General features: G+C 47.7%; 15 protein-coding genes. 7 read left to right on the top strand and 8 right to left on the bottom strand.

The genetic code is table 11. The features are described from left to right. Window positions 1-43: 43 nt before the first annotated feature. From accC to ACOGW3_RS25635, 5 genes are all read right to left on the bottom strand, one after another. A complete protein-coding gene (gene accC, locus ACOGW3_RS25655) occupies window positions 44-1,393 on the bottom strand; it encodes an acetyl-CoA carboxylase biotin carboxylase subunit (protein WP_419905525.1) in 1,350 nt (449 codons plus the stop codon). Between the two features lie 22 nt (window positions 1,394-1,415). After that, window positions 1,416-1,856 carry an acetyl-CoA carboxylase biotin carboxyl carrier protein gene (locus ACOGW3_RS25650; protein ID WP_419905524.1) on the bottom strand — a complete coding sequence of 147 codons (441 nt, stop codon included), beginning with the start codon at window positions 1,854-1,856 and terminating at the stop codon, window positions 1,416-1,418. Next, complete coding sequence (gene aroQ, locus ACOGW3_RS25645; protein ID WP_419905994.1) at window positions 1,856-2,296, bottom strand: type II 3-dehydroquinate dehydratase; 441 nt, start codon at window positions 2,294-2,296, stop codon at window positions 1,856-1,858. Before aroQ ends, ACOGW3_RS25650 begins: the two co-directional genes overlap by 1 nt. Window positions 2,297-2,503: 207 nt before the next feature. Then, on the bottom strand, window positions 2,504-3,268 hold the full coding sequence (locus ACOGW3_RS25640) for a DsbA family protein (RefSeq protein WP_419905523.1): 765 nt from the start codon (window positions 3,266-3,268) through the stop codon (window positions 2,504-2,506). A 27-nt stretch (window positions 3,269-3,295) separates the two neighbouring features. After that, window positions 3,296-3,451: a hypothetical protein gene (locus ACOGW3_RS25635; protein ID WP_419905522.1), complete on the bottom strand. Its 156-nt coding sequence runs from the start codon at window positions 3,449-3,451 to the stop codon at window positions 3,296-3,298. Here ACOGW3_RS25635 and ACOGW3_RS25630 point away from each other — a divergent pair. Beyond that, window positions 3,438-4,670 (top strand): ISL3 family transposase, encoded by a 1,233-nt coding sequence (locus ACOGW3_RS25630; protein ID WP_419901077.1) that lies wholly within the window; start codon window positions 3,438-3,440, stop codon window positions 4,668-4,670. The genes ACOGW3_RS25635 and ACOGW3_RS25630 overlap by 14 nt on opposite strands. Before the next feature lie 117 nt (window positions 4,671-4,787). Here ACOGW3_RS25630 and ACOGW3_RS25625 read toward each other — a convergent pair whose 3' ends face one another. Continuing rightward, entirely contained in the window at window positions 4,788-6,155 is a 1,368-nt protein-coding gene (locus tag ACOGW3_RS25625) for a M48 family metalloprotease (RefSeq protein WP_419905521.1), read from the bottom strand. Between the two features lie 61 nt (window positions 6,156-6,216). Here ACOGW3_RS25625 and ACOGW3_RS25620 point away from each other — a divergent pair, with 61 nt between their 5' ends. Continuing rightward, a complete protein-coding gene (locus ACOGW3_RS25620; protein WP_419905520.1) occupies window positions 6,217-7,824 on the top strand; it encodes a gamma-glutamyltransferase in 1,608 nt (535 codons plus the stop codon). A gap of 52 nt (window positions 7,825-7,876) precedes the next feature. Further along, a complete protein-coding gene (locus ACOGW3_RS25615; protein ID WP_419905519.1) occupies window positions 7,877-9,022 on the top strand; it encodes a pyridoxal phosphate-dependent aminotransferase in 1,146 nt (381 codons plus the stop codon). Between the two features lie 150 nt (window positions 9,023-9,172). Here ACOGW3_RS25615 and ACOGW3_RS25610 read toward each other — a convergent pair whose 3' ends face one another. After that, entirely contained in the window at window positions 9,173-12,070 is a 2,898-nt protein-coding gene (locus ACOGW3_RS25610; protein ID WP_419905518.1) for an Rne/Rng family ribonuclease, read from the bottom strand. 584 nt (window positions 12,071-12,654) lie between these two features. On the opposite strand from ACOGW3_RS25610, the gene ACOGW3_RS25605 reads away from it, so the two are divergent. The 3 genes from ACOGW3_RS25605 to prfB all read left to right on the top strand — a co-directional run bounded on the left by ACOGW3_RS25605 (window position 12,655) and on the right by prfB (window position 17,811). Further along, entirely contained in the window at window positions 12,655-13,866 is a 1,212-nt protein-coding gene (locus tag ACOGW3_RS25605) for an N-acetylmuramoyl-L-alanine amidase (protein WP_419905517.1), read from the top strand. Between the two features lie 287 nt (window positions 13,867-14,153). Continuing rightward, window positions 14,154-16,598, top strand: coding sequence for a penicillin-binding protein 1A (locus ACOGW3_RS25600; RefSeq protein ID WP_419905516.1), 2,445 nt, complete (start codon window positions 14,154-14,156; stop codon window positions 16,596-16,598). Window positions 16,599-16,673: 75 nt separating this feature from the next. Beyond that, window positions 16,674-17,811, top strand: a protein-coding gene (prfB, locus tag ACOGW3_RS25595; protein WP_419905515.1) for a peptide chain release factor 2 whose coding sequence is annotated in 2 segments (ribosomal slippage) — window positions 16,674-16,742 and window positions 16,744-17,811 — 1,137 coding nt in all. Because the reading frame shifts where the segments join, the coding sequence is not laid out codon by codon here. Window positions 17,812-18,032: 221 nt separating this feature from the next. On the opposite strand, the gene ACOGW3_RS25590 is transcribed toward prfB, so the two are convergent. Then, complete coding sequence (locus tag ACOGW3_RS25590) at window positions 18,033-18,320, bottom strand: DUF1127 domain-containing protein (protein ID WP_419905514.1); 288 nt, start codon at window positions 18,318-18,320, stop codon at window positions 18,033-18,035. A 155-nt stretch (window positions 18,321-18,475) separates the two neighbouring features. On the opposite strand from ACOGW3_RS25590, the gene ACOGW3_RS25585 reads away from it, so the two are divergent. After that, window positions 18,476-19,345, top strand: a complete 870-nt coding sequence (locus ACOGW3_RS25585; protein ID WP_419905513.1) for a LysR family transcriptional regulator — start codon at window positions 18,476-18,478, stop codon at window positions 19,343-19,345. Window position 19,346: the final 1 nt, after the last annotated feature.

Here is a 19,346-nt window from a genome sequence, read left to right as displayed (position 1 = left end):
ATGTCCTGTAACATTTATGCTCGTAAAATCGGTAACCGCACCTTTACTCGTTATTTATACTATCAACGAACTTTTCCAACCAATGGATATCATAAACACCCGTCTGGAATTGATCATTGTTTACCAACTCCATATGGAGTGGGATGGAAGTGTTTACGCCATCAATAACGTACTCTTGCAAGGCGCGCCTTGTTTTCATAATGCAATCTGCGCGATCGTCACCATGAACAATGAGCTTTGCTATTAGACTATCATAAGTCGGCGGGATTTTGTAGCCAGCATAGATTGCAGCATCAACACGAATGCCCAAACCACCAGGAGCGTGATAGCCTTTAATTTGACCGGGAGAAGGCATGAAATTAAAGGGATGTTCTGCATTGATACGGCACTCGATTGCGTGGCCTTTGAGAACAACATCTTCCTGTTTTACACTCAATTTCTCACCAGCCGCAATGCGGATCATTTCACGCATGAGATCGATGCCACTGATGGCTTCGGATATTGTGTGCTCAACCTGAATACGGGTGTTCATCTCAATGAAGAAAAACTCACCGTTCTCATAGAGGTACTCGATCGTGCCCGCGCTTTTGTAGTCAAAGTGCTTCATCGCATCGGCAGAAATTTTACCAATTCGATCACGCTCTTCATTGGTAAGCATGGGGGATGGAGCTTCTTCAAGTACCTTTTGGTGGCGACGTTGTAATGAGCAATCGCGTTCACCCACATGGATAGCGTTACCTTGCCCGTCACCAAGAAGTTGAATCTCGATGTGACGAGGGGTGCCGAGGTATTTCTCCATATAGACCACGTCGTCGCCAAAGGCTGCTTTTGCTTCTGTACGGGCGAGGCGGAACCCCTGGCGGAGTTCTTCGTCGTTATTTGCGACTTTCATCCCGCGACCACCGCCACCGGACCTGGCTTTGATGATTATGGGATAGCCAATCTTGGCAGCGAGCTCGATACCTTGTTCAGCGCTTTTTAATTCACCGTCAGATCCGGGAACAACAGGGATACCAAGTTTGATCGCTGTTTCTTTAGCGACAACCTTATCCCCCATGATACGAATATGTTCAGGCGAGGGGCCAATGAAGGTAAAGCCATGCTCTTCTACCATCTCAGCAAAGTCAGCATTTTCCGAAAGGAAGCCAACGCCAGGGTGGATAGCATCTGCCCCGGTCATTGTTGCAGCTGATAATATTGCTGGAATGTTAAGGTAGCTGTCTTTACTCGGAGCGGGGCCAATACATACGGATTCATCTGCCAAACGCACGTGCATGGCATCGGAATCAATGGTGGAATGAACCGCAACGGTTTCGATGCCCATGTCGCGGCATGCTCTTTGAATTCTAAGAGCAATTTCGCCGCGGTTGGCAATCAGGATCTTTTTGAACATGGAACCTTCTTTTGCCAGCTTATTATTCAATGACCATCAGCGGTTCACCAAATTCTATTGGATCTCCATCGCTGACGAGAATTTGTTTAACCACACCCGATTTCGGGCTAGGCAGTGGGTTCATGACCTTCATCGCTTCGAGAATCAGAAGTGTCTGACCTTCGTTAACGCGATCACCAACCTTAACAAAATCAGGAACCCCAGGTTCTGCTGCAAGATAAGCGGTTCCAACCATCGGTGAGGTAATGGCATTGGCAGGTACGCCCCCATCACTCGGTGCTGCGACTGTTGCAGGGCTTGCTGGAGCCGCTACAGAAGGAGCAACAGCTTGAACAACGGTACCGCCGCGTACTAGACGAATGCGGTGGCCATCAGCCTCGTATTCAATTTCAGTTAGGTCCGTTTCATCGAGCAAGCCGGCGAGGGTACGGATAACTTTCTCATTTACTTCAAGTTTAGACATTATAATTCTTGTTCGCTGTTTAAAACGTTTGCCATCGCATCCATCGCCAAAAGGTACCCTTGACGTCCAAGTCCGCAAATCACACCAAGTGCGGCTTGAGATACGTAGGACTGATGTCGAAAGCTTTCTCGACGATGGATATTAGAAATATGAACCTCTATCACAGGCAGATCGACGCCTTTAAGAGCATCAAGCAAGCCGATAGAGGTATGGGTGAGAGCACCCGGGTTAATGATGATCCCTTCGTGAACCCCACGGGCTTCGTGGATCCAGTCGATCAGTTGGCCTTCCCAGTTGGATTGTTGGCACACTAAAGAAAGCCCAAGAGCCTTGGCCCGCCGTATACACTGGGCGTTAAGGTCTTTAAGGTTTTCTGAACCATAAATCTCTGGCTCACGGGTTCCCAATAAATTTAAATTAGGTCCGTTTAAAAGCAACACTGACGGCAAAGGTTTGCACCATTCATTTCAGTTAAATGAATTGATTAGGCCTAACATAGCCCGGCGGTTGGTGCAATCTTTGCCGGATAAGTTCTGCCTTTTTTATCGCGGATATAGGCCTAGTCGCCGGTTTATTAAGACACTGGCAATAAACCGGCTGAACTATGGGGCTCAGAGTTTAATGCTCTGGCCTTATTTCAGGGTTTATCAGCTTTGTTTGTTAGCTCTGATATTTGCAATGATTTGCTTGAAGGCTTCAAAGCTGGTTCCAGGTGAAACGCTTTGGGTGCCGACTACAAAAGCAGGAGTTTCGTTGGCCCCGATGCGTTGTGCAAGTTGGCGAACTCTTAAAATAGATGCCCCGGTTTCAGGAGACTTCATGTCCGCTGAAAATTGATCGAGGTCCATATCAAGATTGTCCGCGAGCGCACGCAGTCTGTTTTGGGAGAGGTCCTGAGGGCTATCCATTAAGGCAAAATGAAATTCAGCGTATTTGCCCTGCTTATTCGCCGCCAAAGCTGCGCGGGCGGCAATGGTGGATTCCGGGCTGAGAATTGGAAATTCTTTCATCACCACTTTTAGATTCGGATCATCCTCTATTAGTGCCTGGATCGTCGCAGAAGCTTTGTGGCAGTAGGGGCAGCGATAATCGAAGAACTCAACCAGTACAACATCGCCATCGGGGTTACCGAGCACGGGTGAGTCTGGTGCGTTGTGTAGTTCATCCTTGCTATCAGCAACAGCCCGCTGTTTTGCTTCTTCTTCACGTAACGCCTGCATTTCCTGGTATCTGGTGAGGGACTGTATGATCACTTCAGGGTTCGTGAGGATGTATTCCCGAACAGCTTCATCGAATGCTTTTTTCTCTTCGGGGCTTTGTTCTTGAGCAGATAGAGTCTGGCCCGAAAGAAGTGTGGTTAAAACAATGCTGGAAACTAATCCTGCTTTTCTGAAACTAATTTGTGGGAACATAATAATAAAATCTCAATCTACTTTGAATTAAGTAAGCAGTATGTGGAAAGCGATTGTCTGTTGCAAAGAACTTTGGCTCTTCTCCGCTTTGTTGAGTAGAAAAAGATGCCGACCTCCAAGTAACCTGTTGATATGTATGGTTTCTGATAACTTTACATAGAGCAGGTATATGACAATCAACATCTCGCAGCATATTTTAGGCCTCAAAGGGCAACGTGTAAATGAAATTAAACTGGATGACGGCGGTGTTAAGATTGTCATTCACTGCAGCCGAGACGCGCGTAGGAGGGCTATAGACCCTGCTACAGGCCAGAAGGGAAGCATCAACCAGCATGTCCGCCGACAAGTAAACGACATCCCCCTTTTTGGGTATCCTTGTGTGGTCGAGATTGAGCTGGCGCAGGTTTATATTAACAAGGGCGAACGCCGCATTGAGGGGTGTGATTTTGTTGATAAAGGGTGCCGTTTCACTCACCGATTTTGCCGACTGATCAGTGGATTATGTCGGCATATGTCTATTCAAGCGGTTTCCAGACATTTGGATATACGATGGGAAACGGTCAAGAATATCGACAGGGCATACCTTATTGAAACTCTCCCTACGCTTGATCCTGCAGAGCTAACTGGCTTGGAATATATTGGTGTAGATGAAGTTGCCCGGGCGAAAGGTCATGACTACATGACGGTGGTCTACGATATGGTTGGCGGTCATCTGATCTGGGTTGAAGCAGGCCGAACTGCCGAGGTTTTTTCAAGGTTTTTGAAACAACTGCAACCAGATACAGCCTGCAAAATAAAGGCCGTAGCGATGGATATGGGGCCTGCCTACCAAAAGGCTGTCAGAGAGTCCTTGCCGTTGGCCGACATAGTATTTGACCGTTTCCACGTCATGAAAAACTACAGCAAAGCTATCCATAATCAGCGTCGACTTGAGTTCAGAAAGGCCGATCCAAGTGGTAAAGAGTTGATGAAAGGGACGCATTATCTGTTGCTCAAAAATGCGGATAAGTTGAGTGAAAAACAAAGTGACAAGCTGCAAAGGTTGCTGGAGAGCAATAGCAACCTGAATGCACTTTACGTCTTGAAAGAACAGCTTCAGCTGCTGTGGAGTGCCGCTTCATTTGAGGCGATGGCGGAGCAACTGGAACGTTGGTGCCTGATAGCAGATCAGTCACAGATGCTCTATCTAAAAAAGTTCGCGAAATCCCTACGGAAACATTGTGTGGGCATCTGCAACTACGCCAAACACAAGCTCACAAGCGCCAGGATAGAGGCTGGTAATGTCAGTATAGGAATGATCCGTAAGCGAGCCAGAGGCATCAAGGATACCGAATACTTCAAACTCAAAATTAGACAATCATCCATTCCAGATAATCAATCTATGCTCTATTTGAAATCCTAAATCTACTCAACAAAGCGGAGAAGAGCCAGAACTTTCACGTGAACGGGGGCAAACTCTGGTGCTGTATGCTTTGTGATAAAAGGAATAAGTTACATCCAGTTTTGAACTGAGCATTTCTTAAGAACGATTTTTCCGTTGCTTTTCTTTTCTATCAGCAGCGCTGTTTAAGTCCGAGGCTCGCAACCATGCGGGAGATCCTTTTGCCAAGACCTCCCTGGCCCGGCCAGATTGTAACACGGCTTCATCGAACTTGCCGCGGCCATAGGCCGCTTCGGCCAGAGCAAGATAGGTCATGCCTTTGTCGCCTTTACGGCCATGAATTATAGCGGCCTGGCGCCAAACACCTGGGTTGTTGGGCTCGGACTGTAAAATTTTGGTGATGTGTTTCAGGGCCTTGTCATCTTGTTCAGGGTTGTTTTCCTCCACAAGAACTCTGACAAGCAAGCTTCTGATTGGTGCGGCTTCTGGCGCTAATTCGGAAGCTTTTTCAAGATAGGAGACGGCTTCGCTACCTTTTGCAAACTCAAACAGGATTTGCCCTTTTAATTCCAAGTAATATGGGTTGTCTGGCGCATCCGATAATAAACTATCCAATTCACGAGAAGCATTCTCGATATCGGTCGAGCGATAATAGGAGATGGCCCGGGCATATCTTGCTGCTTGAGACCTATCTGTTTCAGGATATTTTCTGAATACTTGGCTAGAGGGTTCAAGGAAGCCGACAAGTTTGGCAACTACTCTGTTATGGAACTCAATAATCTCGGGCGAATCGGTATTGCTTGAATAGGGGGATTTGAGAACCTCATTATCTAAAAAGTTATAACGTTGCTGGGTCAGAGGGTGACTTCTTAAGTAAGGGTCCTGATTCTTACTAAGAAGGACTTCTTGGCCTCGAAGCAAACCCATAAAATCTCTCAAACCTTCTGGGGATTGCTCGGTCGCTCTAAGGTATTTAACTGCGGCCTGGTCTGCGGCAGATTCTTGCTGGCGCGTGTAACTCAGAAAATTTCTTAAGGCAAAACCCTGCCCTGCACCAATGATGACACCTGCTGCTTCTCCTTGGCCAGTGGCAATGGCGGCACCAATACCTAAGAGATAGCTAGCGATATTGGTAATGACTGCTTTGTCTACATTCTCGCCGCGAAAGGCAACGTGTCCCCCGGCGATGTGGCCTGTCTCATGAGCGATCACGCCAATCACTTCAGAGGGGGTTTTGGCTTTCATAATCAAACCGGTATTTATGAACATACGATTACCGGATGTAACAAAAGCATTAAGGCTTTTGTCATTGACGATGAAAATCCTTACACTCTGCGGGCTAATTCCTGCAGCTTGAAAAATAGGGGTGGCATAGCTACGAATTGCATGTTCTGTTTCTGCGTCTCTGATCAGGTTTAAACCCTGAGCTTTTGCTGGTAAGACGAAAGTAACAGTGGCAATAAGAGTTACGATACGTAAAATCAGGCTGGGTGTTCGTTTTATCAACGTTCATTACTCGCAGGTTTAAGAGAGTTTAATACAACCATTTGGGGGCAAAGCGTCGGCAATGCAAGATACCTTTTTCCGGAAGACGAAAGTCAGTTCGGCTATCTTAACAGTTTGTTTGGGGGGATTGCTACTCTCTGCTTGTGATACGACAGGTGAACCTGAAAAAGGAACCCTTCACACCGTAAAGGGATTTGCCGGACTTGTTTCAGCGGATGAACCCCGTGCCGCTCAGGTGGGCCGTGAACTGCTGGGGAATGGGGCCACGGCAATTGATACTGCTGTTGCCATGTATTTTACCATGTCCGTAACAATGCCTTCACGCGTTGGTCTTGCTGCCGGGGGGGCCTGTTCATACTACCACAAGGAAGACAATGAGGCAGTTGCCTTGAACTTCTTGCCAACATCATCTTCCTCAGGAGGAGTTGTTCCTAAAGCTCCACGCGTGATGGCGGCCTTGCATGCCAAATACGGTTCTGTTCGTTGGCAGCAGTTGGTTTCTTATGGTGAAAAGTTAGCGCGGTTTGGGAATCCGGTAAGCCGTTCTTTTGCCTATGACCTTGCCCTTGCTAACAAGCGTCTAGGCGTGAATGCTGAGCTCCTGAGTAAATATGCCCGTGCCGATGGTCGTCTGCCTCGGGAAGGGGATAATCTGACACAACCTGAATTGTCAGGTGTTCTGTCTGGCCTAAGGGCCCAAGGGGCAGGATATCTATATGCGGGGCCACTAACACGGCGCTTTGCAGAGGCATCCACGGCTGCAGGTTTGCCTTTGTCCGTTGATGATATTCGTAACTACCTTCCTGTTATGGATAAGCCTCTCTCTGTTCAAGTCGGGGACGATTTGGCCCACTTCTCAGGAGATTACAGCAATGGGGCACTTGTCGCGGCTCATCTTATTGGACAGTTAAGTGCTGATGATGTTTATGCTGATGCTGACCCGGACGAAAGGGCGCATATATTTGTTGAAGCCTTGAAAAGAGCGCAAGTAAATCGTGGAGGAGTGGTTTCAGGAAAATTATCAGCCCAAGATAGTTTAAGTATTGAAGCTCTCGAAGTGGATTTTGGTAATTTTGATGAAGATCGGGCGACACCGGTATCTTCGCTTCCATATCAACCTGTTGCTGCCTCAGGTAATCCTTATGCTGCCGGGTTCGCCGTTATCGATCGTTACAATAATTCCGTCGCCTGTAGCTTTACGCTGAACGGGTTGTTCGGTTCTGGCCGTATGGCGCAGGATACAGGGGTTGTTCTACCAGCACCTCCACGCTCTTCTGTTGATGGTATTGATACCCTCATTAGCGTTGTCGTTGCGAATGATCCAACAAAGTTCTCACGGTATGCTGGAACAGCGGCAGGAGGAACTGTTGGGGCTTCAGCGCTCGGAAAGGTCATGGCGAATACCTTGCTTGCAGGACAGGCGCTCAAGGAATCAGAAAAGGCTTCAAGGCTTCACCATAGCGGTAAGCCGGATGTTGTTTTCTATGAGAAGAGTAGCGATGCTGAGATTGTGGCCTCACTAAAAGCTAAGGGCCATGATGCCCGCCCTGCTCCTGATTTTGGCCGGGTGAATTCTGCTTATTGTTCTGAAAGCCTTAAGTTTAAGCCTGAAACCTGTACTTCAGCGGCCGATAATCGTGGGTATGGCCTCAGCCGTTTGGCGCGATAAGTTAGCAAACTGATCTACAGCAATTAGTGGTCATTCACTTTAGGACGATTTTATGGCGTTGAAGCTATCTGCAAGGGGGGATATTCCCCCCTTTATCGTTATGGATGTGTTGCGCTCTGCCAATGAAAGAGCGGCGGAGGGAGAGGATATTTTGCATCTCTCGCTTGGGCAGCCAGACACACCTGCTCCTCAACCTGTTCTGGAAGCGGTTAAAAAAGCTATTGATAATGAGGCTATTGGTTATACCGATGCAATGGGGATCCCAGTTCTACGTCAGAGGATCGCTGATCATTATAAGTATCTTTATAATCAGGTTATTGATCCCAAACGTATTATGGTGACTACTGGTTCCTCTGCGGGGTTTTTGTTGTCATTTTTGGCGGCTTTTGAACCTGGGGACAAGGTTGCTCTGGCAGCGCCTGGGTATCCGGCATACAGGAACATATTGACGGCGCTTGGTATTGAGCCAGTACTTATAGAAGCTGGACCCGACGAGCGTTTTCAGCCGTCGCCAGAGCTATTGGATGCATTGGGAGAGGAGCTCGATGGATTGATAATCGCGAGCCCATCCAACCCTGCGGGAACAATGTTAGATGAGCAGGCGCTCAAGAACATCGTAGACTACTGTGAGCAAAAGGAAATTCGCCTCATTTCCGATGAAATCTATCACGGTATTTCTTATGGGATGAAGGCAACTACAGCGCTGAAGTTTACCGATAATAGTTTTATCATAAATTCTTTTTCTAAGTACTTCTCTATGACGGGCTGGCGATTGGGCTGGATGGTGCTTCCAGAAGATATGGTGCGCCCTGAAGAATGCTTGGGGCAGAATTTTTTTATCTCACCGCCAACACTTTCTCAGATTGCAGGCGCAGCCGTATTTGATTGTTACGATGTTCTTGATGAATACGTAGAGCACTATACCCGAAACCGGGATATTCTCCTGAATGAATTGCCCTCTGCCGGGTTTGGTAGTTTAGCGCCGGCTGACGGCGGGTTTTATATCTATGCAGATATCAGCCATCGAACCAATGACAGTCATGAATTTTGCCGCCGTATGCTTAATGAAACAGGGATTGCTGCGGTTCCTGGCGTGGATTTTGATCCTTATAGCGGTGATCACTATATGAGGTTCTCATTTGCCGGGTCTCAAAAAACCATGTTAGAGGCCGTCAAAAGGCTTAAGAACTGGAAATAATGATCTTTGATACTCTATAGACAGGAACTGTTATCTTCCTGACCTTTCGTGTTATTAGGTCTAAAGTATCGTTCGAAAAAAAAGCCCCAGCGAAATGCTTGGGGCTTTTTTGTTCATGGGGTTTTACCCATAATATATGGGACCGTAGATTTAGTGGCCGGTAATTCGGCTCCACCATCCCTTTTTCTTCGGTCCAGACGCATCAGGCTTTGCTGGCTCTGGCTTTGCTGGTGCGGGTGTAGAAGGAGCCGCCGCAGTAACTGTCGGAGCTGGTGCCGCAGGGGCCGCCGCAACAACAGGTTTGCTTTCAGCAGGAGCTGGCTTCTTAGATGAAGGAGCCTTAACCGCCACAGCAGCCTCGCCGGAAGTGGCCTCAGCCTTTTCAGCAGCTTTAGTTGCTCTTGGCTTGCGAGTACGGGTGGCCGTGCTCCGTGGTTTTGCAGCTGTTTTTGCTCGCGTTCTTGTGCGAGGTTTTGGTTTTTCCTCTTTATCAGCCTCTACAGCTTTTGCGTCCGTCGGTTCAACCGCCACGGTTTCTGCAGAAGGAGCATCAGTGGTATCGGTTTCTGCTGCAGCCTTTTTACGGGGACGACGTGTACCTGTCGCAGCTCTTTTGCGCGGTGCACGTTTTGGCTTTGCTGGTTTCTCTTCTTCGGTCGTCTCCGAAGGGGTTGTCGCCTCAGCTTCAACAGCCTGGACATCAGCTTGAGCTTCCGTTGCTTGAGCTGCTTCCGGTTGGGCAACTGTTGGTGCCTCCGTCACGTCTTCGGTTACAACTTTCCTGCGGCGAGGAGCTCTCCGTTTTTTTGGTTTTTCTTCAACGGTTTCAGTCACAGTACCAACAGGTTGAGCTTCACTGGTTGCCTGATCGCCGGAAGCCTCGGAGGCAGCATCTGTAAATGGACTTGAGGTGTCTTCAGTTTGAGGTCGATCGCTAGATTGATCAGCTTCAGATCCAGAGACTTCGGCGGTTTCATTTTCAGCTAGTTCACTGTCAGGGCGACGGGTACGTCGACGACCGCCACGCTTGCCACGACGGCGTCTTTTCCGAGGACGATCGTCGTCATCAAAATCATCGTCATTCTGGTCGCCATCAGCCTTGGTTTGATCGCCAATCTGTTCGGCACCTTGCTGTGACTCAAGATTACTCTCTGTTTCACTCTCTTGGACTTCAGGGCGATCTTTGCGGCGGCGACGGCGGCGGCGACGTTTTTGATCACCGTCGGTGCGTTCGTCGCTATCACTGCGATCAGATCTGTCGTCGTTTAATCCGCGCGTAGATTTGACCGAAGCAGGTTTAACCGGCTCCAGTGGCATAATTTCTTCAATCGGGCCATCATTGTTGGATACCAGTCTTTCCAAACGGAAATTCGGAATCACAATGGTGTTGTCCGCATTGATGTCGACGCTGAATTTATAACGTTGTTCTATTTCAATCAGGCGCGTCCGCTTTTGATTGAGGATGTAGAGCGCAACTTCTGTCGGCACAAACAGCTCAATCTTACCGCCACCGCGACGAATACCATCTTCTTCAAGTGCACGCAGAACATGGAGAGCCGTTGATTCCGTTGTGCGCATGGTACCAATGCCATCGCAATGAGGGCAGGTAACCGTGGAGTTCTCAACAATACTTGGGCGCAGACGTTGGCGCGACATTTCGAGAAGCCCAAAAGGACTAATTCTACCAAGCTGAATGCGGGCGCGATCTGCCTGCATGGCATCTTTCAAACGCCGCTCTACTTCACGGTTATGTTTGGGATCATCCATGTCAATGAAGTCGATGACCAGAAGGCCAGCGAGATCACGCAAGCGGACCTGACGAGCGACTTCGTCAGCAGCTTCCTGGTTGGTTTTAAACGCCGTTTCTTCGATGTGGCGTTCTTTAGTTGCCCGTCCAGAGTTTACATCGACAGCGACCAACGCCTCCGTTGGATTGATAACAATATAGCCGCCAGACTTTAGCTGAACGATAGGGTTGTGCATGGCATCGATCTGAGTTTCCACCTGGAAACGATGATAGAGCGGAACCTGCATGCCTTTGTAGTTCTTGACTTTTTTCGCGTGGCTCGGCATCAGCGAACGCATGCAGCTTTTTGCCATTTTATAGCCGCGTTCGCCCTCGACCAAGATCTCTTCCATGTCGCTGGTGTAGAGATCACGCATGGCGCGCTTGATCAGGTTGGCTTCTTCATAAATCAGGCTTGGGGCATCTGACTGTAGAGTGTTCTCTCGAATCTCGTTCCAAAGTCGGATGAGGTATTCGTAATCGCGACGGATCTCCATCTTTGTGCGCTGGCTTCCCGCCGTGCGTACAATAACAGCAATCCCCTCAGGGATTTTAAGTTCTGACAGGATATCTTTTAAACGTTTACGATCATTCGGGCTGCTAATCTTCCGGCTGATACCCCCACCTTTATTGGTGTTTGGCATGAGGACTGAGTAGCGTCCGGCAAGCGAGAGATAAGTGGTGAGCGCCGCGCCTTTGTTTCCGCGTTCTTCCTTGGCAACCTGGACAAGAATGACCTGTCGACGCTTAATGACCTCTTGAATCTTATAGCGTTTCATGAGGTTTACGCGAGATTTGGTCTTTTCTTCGAAATCGGAATCGTCATCATTGATGCTATCGACGGATGTTTCTCCGGCGATTTCTTCAATGGTATCATCCTGTTGCTTCGCAACACTTTCGGGGTCGTCAGAAGAACCAGAGGAGATATCTTCTTCGGCTGATGCAGTATTGGTTTTATCTTCTACTTCAGCTTCGTTTACGATTTCACCTTCCAAGAGATTATCGCGATCTGCCACAGGAACACGGTAATAGTCCGGGTGGATTTCACTAAATGGAAGGAAACCATGACGATTTCCGCCGTATTCTACGAATGCGGCCTGAAGAGAAGGTTCAACACGTGTTACACGAGCGAGATAGATATTTCCTTTTAGTTGTTTCTTAGAAAGTGTTTCGAAGTCGAAATCTTCAAGTTTGTTTTCGTTGTGTACCACTACCCGGACTTCTTCCGGGTGGGTGGCATCGATCAACATACGCTTTGCCATACGTGAGTAACTCCAGCGTGCGGCCAGCCCCTCCGGTAAGCCATAACGGAGGCGGCGCACGGTACATCGTTGTAGATGAATTTATATGATCAAGAGCGTTCATTACCGTTTTTTATCCTGCGTAACCGCACTTATTTACGGGAACGCTCTCGCTAGGGAACCGAAAATATACGGTTCATTTTAGTTAAATATTTCGGAGAGGTAGTTGCTTTTGTAAAACCTTGCCTCGCCGCATTGGCTTGATACGCTTGCTTTCCAGGGCGTCTTATTTATAAAGACCGAAATCCACAGTTGTTAATTGTAGAGCCTCCTGGTGCATCAGCGAACGCTGTGGAATGAACTTTATCAGTCCATCACCAGCGCAGAATTATCTGTTTGTAGACTAACAGTAGTGTTCCCTCTGTGCTAGAAGGTAATTTCACTTTTTTGGATTCATTTGTGTAATAGGGGTAATTACGGGCCTGTAAAGGTCAGTTTTTTACTGTAACATGTTTAGAATAAACCAGAATTAAGTACTATATTGTTGTGGTAATTGAGTTAAGAGGCGCATGAACGGTAGGTTTCAGATTTACAAGAAGAGCTTGATGCTAATTTTAGCAGCTATGGCATTCTTGTGGGGTGGTGTCACCCAAGCGGCTGATCTTGAGGCTATTCGAATCGGAAAACATCCGGAGAAGACACGCTTTGTCTTGGAGTTGTCAGCAGCCCCAGCTTATCGGGTGTTCACGTTACCCGACCCCTTTCGGATTGTTATCGATCTTCCTAAATTGAACTGGAAGGTCCCTAAGAATAAAGTTCCAAAGGCGACAGGTGCAGTGCAAGCACTTCGGTTCGGGCTTTTTGAGCCCGAGGTCAGTCGGATTGTCCTCGATGCGCGTTATCCGATTTCAATATCATCCGTGTTTCTTTTGCCACCCAAAGAAGGGCACAAACACCGCCTTGTTGTGGATATTGTAAAGGTTACGAGGGCAGTCTACGCACAGTCTGGCGAGCAACAGAAAAAGATTACCTCCAAATCTCCCCTTAAAGCTCAAAGCCAGGTTGCATCTAATCCTGTTCCCCCGGCACTGCTTTCTCCGGATCCCGTTAAGAAAAAACGGGTCAAAAAAGTCATTGTTGTCGATGCTGGCCACGGCGGGGTTGATCCTGGTGCAACGGGCCTCTCCGGTGTTCAGGAAAAGAAATTGGCTCTCGATTATGCAAGAAGCCTGAAAGCAACTTTGGAGCGGAGTGGGCGTTATAAGGTTATTATGACCCGCAACAGCGATACTTCTCTGGCACTACGTCAGCGTGTCGAAGTGGCGCAAAAGGCTGAAGCAGATCTCTTTATTTCTTTGCACGCCAATAAACATGCATCGAGTAATATCAAAGGGGTATCCGTTTATAGTCTTTCTGAAAATGGTTCAGATAAAGAAGCTGAAGCGTTGGCCGCAAAAGAGAATAAAGCCGATATTATTATCGGTTTCGATCTGAGTGAACAGTCTCCGGATGTGAGTAAAATTCTCATCGATTTGGCCCAACGAGAAACAAATAATCAAGGCAAGCAGTTTGCTAATGTTCTGGTTGGCGAACTCAAACATACAGCGACCATGTTGGGGCGACCTCACCGTTCTGCCGGGTTTGCTGTTCTCAAGTCGCCGATCATACCGTCAGTACTTATTGAATTGGGGTACATGTCGAACAAAAGAGAGGAACGATTGCTTCGAAGTGCTGCTCATCGCGAGAAACTAGTCGTCGCAATCTCACGAGCCGTCGATCAATATTTTGGGAAGCTTGAGACTTATAACCTTCAATAGGTGGTATGTTTTGATAATCTGGTATAATAAACGCTGGTAAACCGTAATTGGGGCTGATGTGCTCCCTGGAAAATACCAATCGGGAATATTAGGTATTGGGAATAATACGAATTGTAAGGCGTGCCATAACAAGGTCACAGTTATAAGGCACGTTATGTTAATGGTAGGCGTGTTTTGAGTAAATAATTGGGGGCGGCATACACTGTGATGCCGCTTTATTTTATCATTTTGTGTTGTGGGTTTGCTGATATTTATTGTCAGACCAGTGGGAACGATTGGGAATTAGTGTGAAGATTCTGAAAATACTCGGCTACCTATTCGGCCTTGGGGTGGTGATGGCAATCGCCGGAGTTGGAGTTGTGATCTATGCTTTTTATGAGTATGGAAAAGGGCTTCCTGAACACACTGAACTTGCTGATTACGACCCTCCTACCGTAACACGTGTCCACGCTGGTGATGGTCGATTGATGGAAGAATACGCCAAGGAAAAGCGTATTTATGTTCCAATTGAAGCTGTTCCAACCCGTGTGAAAGATGCTTTTCTTTCTGCTGAAGACAAGGAGTTTTATAACCACGGGGGGCTTAATTACCTAGCTCTGGCACGTGCGATGATGACGAATACCGTCAACTATTTATCAGGATCTGGCCGACGGTTAATTGGCGCATCAACTATTACGCAGCAGGTTGCAAAAAACTTTCTTTTAACAAATGAAGTCTCTTATGAGCGCAAGATTAAAGAGGCTATTCTTGCTATTCGGATAGAAAAAGCATTTGAGAAAGAGCGTATTCTTGACCTTTATCTCAATGAAATTTTTCTTGGTTATCGTTCCTACGGTGTTGCCGCAGCGTCTTTGAACTATTTCAATAAATCTTTGGATCAGCTTACGGTGCCAGAGGCCGCTTATCTCGCGGCATTACCGAAAGCACCTTCAAACTACCACCCTGTACGTCATCATGCTGCAGCTCTCGCTAGGCGAAATTATGTTATTGGCCGTATGTTTGAAAATGGGAAAATTACCCGCGAACAAGCTGAATCCGCATGGCAAACGCCGCTGGAAGTTATTAAACGTGATCGCACAGAAGTTGTGGAAGCTCCGTTTTTTGCAGAAGAAGTCCGTCGGGAACTTGTTGATCTCTACGGTGAAGATGGGCTTTATGAGTCTGGTTTGTCTGTGCGCACAACCTTGCAGCCTAATCTTCAGGACATTGCCCAGCGAAGCCTACGCAAAGGATTGATCTCCTACGACCGACGCCATGGGTGGCGTGGTCCTGTTGCCACTTTCGATCCAGAGTCTCCAGAAGGATGGAAGAAGAATCTAGAAGCAGTAGAGCTGCCCAAAGGTGCCGAACCCTGGAAACTAGCTGCTGTTCTGGACGTGGGTAAAAAAGAAGTGGCCATTGGTATGACCGATGGCGTTCGCGGAAAGATCCCCATGAGCGAGTTGAAATGGGCACGCAAGTGGCTAAAGGATCAACGCTTTGGTGGGGTACCATCTACGCCAGGGCACGTGCTTTCTGTCGGTGATATAGTTCTGGTTGAGCCCGTATTAAAAACATCCAAAGGCAAAGATTATCCCGAAAATACATTTGGCCTTCGTCAAATTCCGGATGTGAATGGAGGCCTGATTGCCATTGACCCCCACACGGGGCGGGTACTGGCTATGGCGGGCGGTTTCTCCTTTGCGCGCAGTTCTTTCAATCGGGCAACGCAGGCAATCCGCCAACCAGGATCGGCTATTAAGCCTTTTATTTATTTGAGTGGTTTAGATAACGGGTATACGCCAGCAACACTTATTCAGGATACTCCCTTTGCTTTGGACCAAGGTGCTGGTTTGGGGAAATGGAAGCCCGGAAACTATAAAAAGAAGTTTTATGGCCCAACCAGAATGAGGGTTGGAATTGAAAAATCCATAAATCTGATGACGGTTAGATTGGCACAAAATGTAGGTATGAAAACGGTGGTGGAATATGTCGATCGTTTTGGTATCGATGACAAAATGCAGCCTGTACTTTCGATGTCTCTTGGAGCTGGTGAAACATCGCTCATTAAATTGACCACTGCATATGCTATGTTGGTCAATGGGGGGAAGCGAATAACGCCGTCGCTCATCGATCGAGTTCAAGATCGACGCGGACGCACAATCTTTAAACATGATGTCCGTGATTGCTTGCCATGTAAGGTCAATGATGAATGGAACAATCAGCTGGTTCCATCTTTACCCGACACACGAGAGCAAATAGCCAATCCAGATTCCGTTTACCAGATTGTTTCAATGCTTGAAGGGACTGTACTCCGGGGGACAGGGCGTAGCATAAAATCTATCGGCAAGCCTCTTGGTGGGAAAACAGGAACCACAAATGATAGTTTGGATGCCTGGTTTATTGGCTTTTCACCAGACCTTGCGGTCGGTGCCTATGTAGGATTTGACAACCCTAAAACCTTGGGCAGAAGAGAGCAGGGCGCCAGTGCTGCAGCTCCCATATTCAAATCCTTTATGGAAGAAGCCCTGAAAGATGCACCAGCGACACCCTTTAGGGTACCTGCCGGGATTCGTCTTGTACGCATTAATGCTGCAACTGGTCGATTGGCAGGAGCTAAAGACAACAATGTTATTGTAGAGGCATTTAAACCGAACAATGTCCCATCCCCTACGTTCTCAGGTGTTGGCGAGGAAAACGACAATCCATTGTTATCTGGAAATGATCTCTTGAATTCAGAGGGGCTGTACTAACCTGCCAGAGGCAGGTAGAAGAACTCAAATTCAAATTTGTATTAATTTATTAGCTGATGAGGAGGCCGTATAGCCATGCGCGCCGAGATCGAAGCAGCGGTTAGCGATATTGAACAATCGTTGATCCTGCTGAGGAGGCATCTTTGACTGGGATGCTGCACTTAGACGTTTAGACGAGCTTAATGTTCGCGCCGAGGATCCTGAGCTTTGGAATGACCAGAATTTGGCCCAGGCTTTGATGAAGGAACGCACCCACTTGGAGCAATCGATCGCTGCCGTACGCAAGATCGAAAGCGACGTGGAAGAGGCCTCACTTCTGATTGAGATGGGGGATGACGAGGGCGACAAAGAATCTGTCGATGAAGGCGAAGCCCAAATTATTGCGCTCAAGGAATTGGCCGATAAGAAACAACTGGAAAGCCTGCTTTCCGGTGAGGCAGATGCCAACGATTGTTATTTACAGGTAAATGCTGGTGCAGGTGGTACCGAAGCTCAGGATTGGGCTGAGATGCTATTACGCATGTATACCCGTTGGTCTGAACAGCATGGTTATAAAGTCGAATGGCTTGAAGAGAGCAGCGGTGACGAAGCTGGGTTAAAGTCAGCTACCGTAGTTATTAAAGGCCATAATGCTTATGGCTGGCTGAAGACTGAAGCGGGTGTGCACCGACTGGTTCGTATTTCACCCTACGATTCTCAAGCCCGTCGTCATACATCCTTTAGTTCGGCCTGGGTCTATCCCGTAATTGACGATAGTTTTGATATTGAGATCCTGGATAAGGATTTACGGGTTGATACTTTCCGGGCTTCAGGTGCGGGTGGACAGCACGTGAACACGACTGATTCAGCCATCCGTATTGTCCACGAACCCACTGGTATCGTCGTACAGTGTCAAAATGATCGATCACAGCATAAAAACCGTGCTACGGCGATGAACATGCTGAAATCTCGCCTGTTTGAGCACGAAATGCAAAAACGCGAAGAAGTGGCTCAGGCCGAAGCTGACTCAAAAACGGAAATCGGTTGGGGAAGGCAGATTAGATCCTATGTTCTTCAGCCATACCAAATGGTCAAAGACCTGAGAACAGGGGCTGAAACCAGTAATTCTAATGCGGTTCTAAACGGTGACATCGATATGTTCCTCGAAGCTTCACTTGCCTCCAAACTTAAGGGTGGCACAAGTGAAGACGAGGGGGAAGAAGAGATCCTCTAAGATCATAGAGCGTAGATGCTTGAATTAAAAAAGCCCGGTGGTTACTTACAATGTAATCACCGGGCTTTTTTGTTAGCTCGTCAAACAGCAGGTTTGTTAAGCTTTGGGACACCCAGGTGTCCCACATAAGCACGCCTCGGATTTCGGGGGAAAAGAGCGTGCTTAACTTGTTAGACCTCATAGACCATGGTCAATAATGGCTCTGAGAGGGTCAGGTAGCTCTATAGATTACGATCCAGGGGAAGATCCCAATAAGCCCGCTTACTTTCGCTCTCAACGTCGCTCTCGATTAACCCAATATCTTTGAGTTGCTCGCCGGTTAAGCCTGCGAGCGTTCTCCGTTCTTCCCTTACCTCGAAGGCCATAACCACCCATGCAAATGCACGGGCAATGAGTGTTGAGATCTCTTTATTTGTTGCCGTGATCTGAGACTCTAGGCCTTGATCTTGAGCGAAAGAAGACCCGCAAGCGCCGCTGGTGCTTAAGGTATGACATTGTTGTTTTAACATTTCATCCTCCATTGCAGAATGTGATGGTTTCGGTTGTTGTGATCAATGTTATTGATATATGGCAAAAAACGTTTATTATTAAAGTGAATAGTTTTGATGAGTATCATCACAAAAATTGATAGCTGTATTTGTAAGCTTATAAAGGAATGTGCGAGATGCACCGGAATTTTGATTTAGGAACACTGCGAAGTTTTATTGCTGTGGCTGAAACCGGAGGGATGACATCCGCTGCAAATAAGCTGCATATGACCCAGTCAACGGTGAGTATGCAAATCAAGCGGCTTGAGGATAGTATTGGCCTGGCTCTTCTTGATCGTAATGGCGGGCGGGGTATTCGCCCTACTGCCGAGGGGGATCAACTCCTGGGATATGCTCGTTCAATGCTAGACCTAAACGATGAGATCTGGGGGCGGCTAACGGCGCCTAAATACGAAGGACTGATTTCTCTTGGAGTGCCTGGAGATATCATTCGGCCGCATATTCCCAATGTATTGAAGCAGTTTAACCGGGATTTCCCGCGGGTAAGAGTCAAATTAACCACGGCAGGGTCAATTGAGCTACGGGCTGCCCTTGAGCAGGGCCAGCAAGATTTGATTTTGACCACAGAGATCTATGAAGAAGATAAAAAGCTACCAACTAATGCGGAACTTCTTAGTGTGGAACCTCTTCTCTGGACAGGAGCTGAAGATGGCCATGCATGGTTGTCCCGGCCCTTACCGATTGCTCTGGTACGAAGTTGCGCATTTCGGAAGCCGACAGTCAACGCACTGGAAGCGGCGGGTATTCCCTGGGTTGATGGCGTCGATACAGATAGCGAAGATTCGACTTCTGTCGCCGTGGCCGCCGACTTTGCAATCCGCCCGGAGTTACCAAGCTTTGACTATCCCGGGGTTGAAGAAATTGAACACAGAGGAGAATTGCCAAAGTTACCTCAATGCAGCATCAACCTTTATCTTGCAGATAGTCCAAATGCTGCTTTGGCTGGAGAGCTGGCGAAATACATTCGCGCTGTATTTACCGGGTGAT

This window comes from Kiloniella sp. (assembly GCF_965205715.1).
In the GTDB taxonomy this organism is placed as follows: domain Bacteria; phylum Pseudomonadota; class Alphaproteobacteria; order Kiloniellales; family Kiloniellaceae; genus Kiloniella.
Note: the sequence above shows the minus strand (reverse complement) of the source record. Positions and strands in the feature narration are given on the sequence as shown.

Excerpts from the sequence above, each read along its gene's own strand:
- accC (WP_419905525.1), bottom strand. The coding sequence starts at position 1,393 with ATGTTCAAAAAGATCCTGATTGCCAACCGCGGCGAAATTGCTCTTAGA.
- ACOGW3_RS25650 (WP_419905524.1), bottom strand. The coding sequence starts at position 1,856 with ATGTCTAAACTTGAAGTAAATGAGAAAGTTATCCGTACCCTCGCCGGC.
- ACOGW3_RS25640 (WP_419905523.1), bottom strand. The coding sequence starts at position 3,268 with ATGTTCCCACAAATTAGTTTCAGAAAAGCAGGATTAGTTTCCAGCATT.
- ACOGW3_RS25630 (WP_419901077.1), top strand. The coding sequence starts at position 3,438 with ATGACAATCAACATCTCGCAGCATATTTTAGGCCTCAAAGGGCAACGT.
- ACOGW3_RS25635 (WP_419905522.1), bottom strand. The coding sequence starts at position 3,451 with ATGTTGATTGTCATATACCTGCTCTATGTAAAGTTATCAGAAACCATA.
- ACOGW3_RS25620 (WP_419905520.1), top strand. The coding sequence starts at position 6,217 with ATGCAAGATACCTTTTTCCGGAAGACGAAAGTCAGTTCGGCTATCTTA.
- ACOGW3_RS25615 (WP_419905519.1), top strand. The coding sequence starts at position 7,877 with ATGGCGTTGAAGCTATCTGCAAGGGGGGATATTCCCCCCTTTATCGTT.
- ACOGW3_RS25610 (WP_419905518.1), bottom strand. The coding sequence starts at position 12,070 with ATGGCAAAGCGTATGTTGATCGATGCCACCCACCCGGAAGAAGTCCGG.
- ACOGW3_RS25605 (WP_419905517.1), top strand. The coding sequence starts at position 12,655 with ATGCTAATTTTAGCAGCTATGGCATTCTTGTGGGGTGGTGTCACCCAA.
- ACOGW3_RS25590 (WP_419905514.1), bottom strand. The coding sequence starts at position 18,320 with ATGTTAAAACAACAATGTCATACCTTAAGCACCAGCGGCGCTTGCGGG.
- ACOGW3_RS25585 (WP_419905513.1), top strand. The coding sequence starts at position 18,476 with ATGCACCGGAATTTTGATTTAGGAACACTGCGAAGTTTTATTGCTGTG.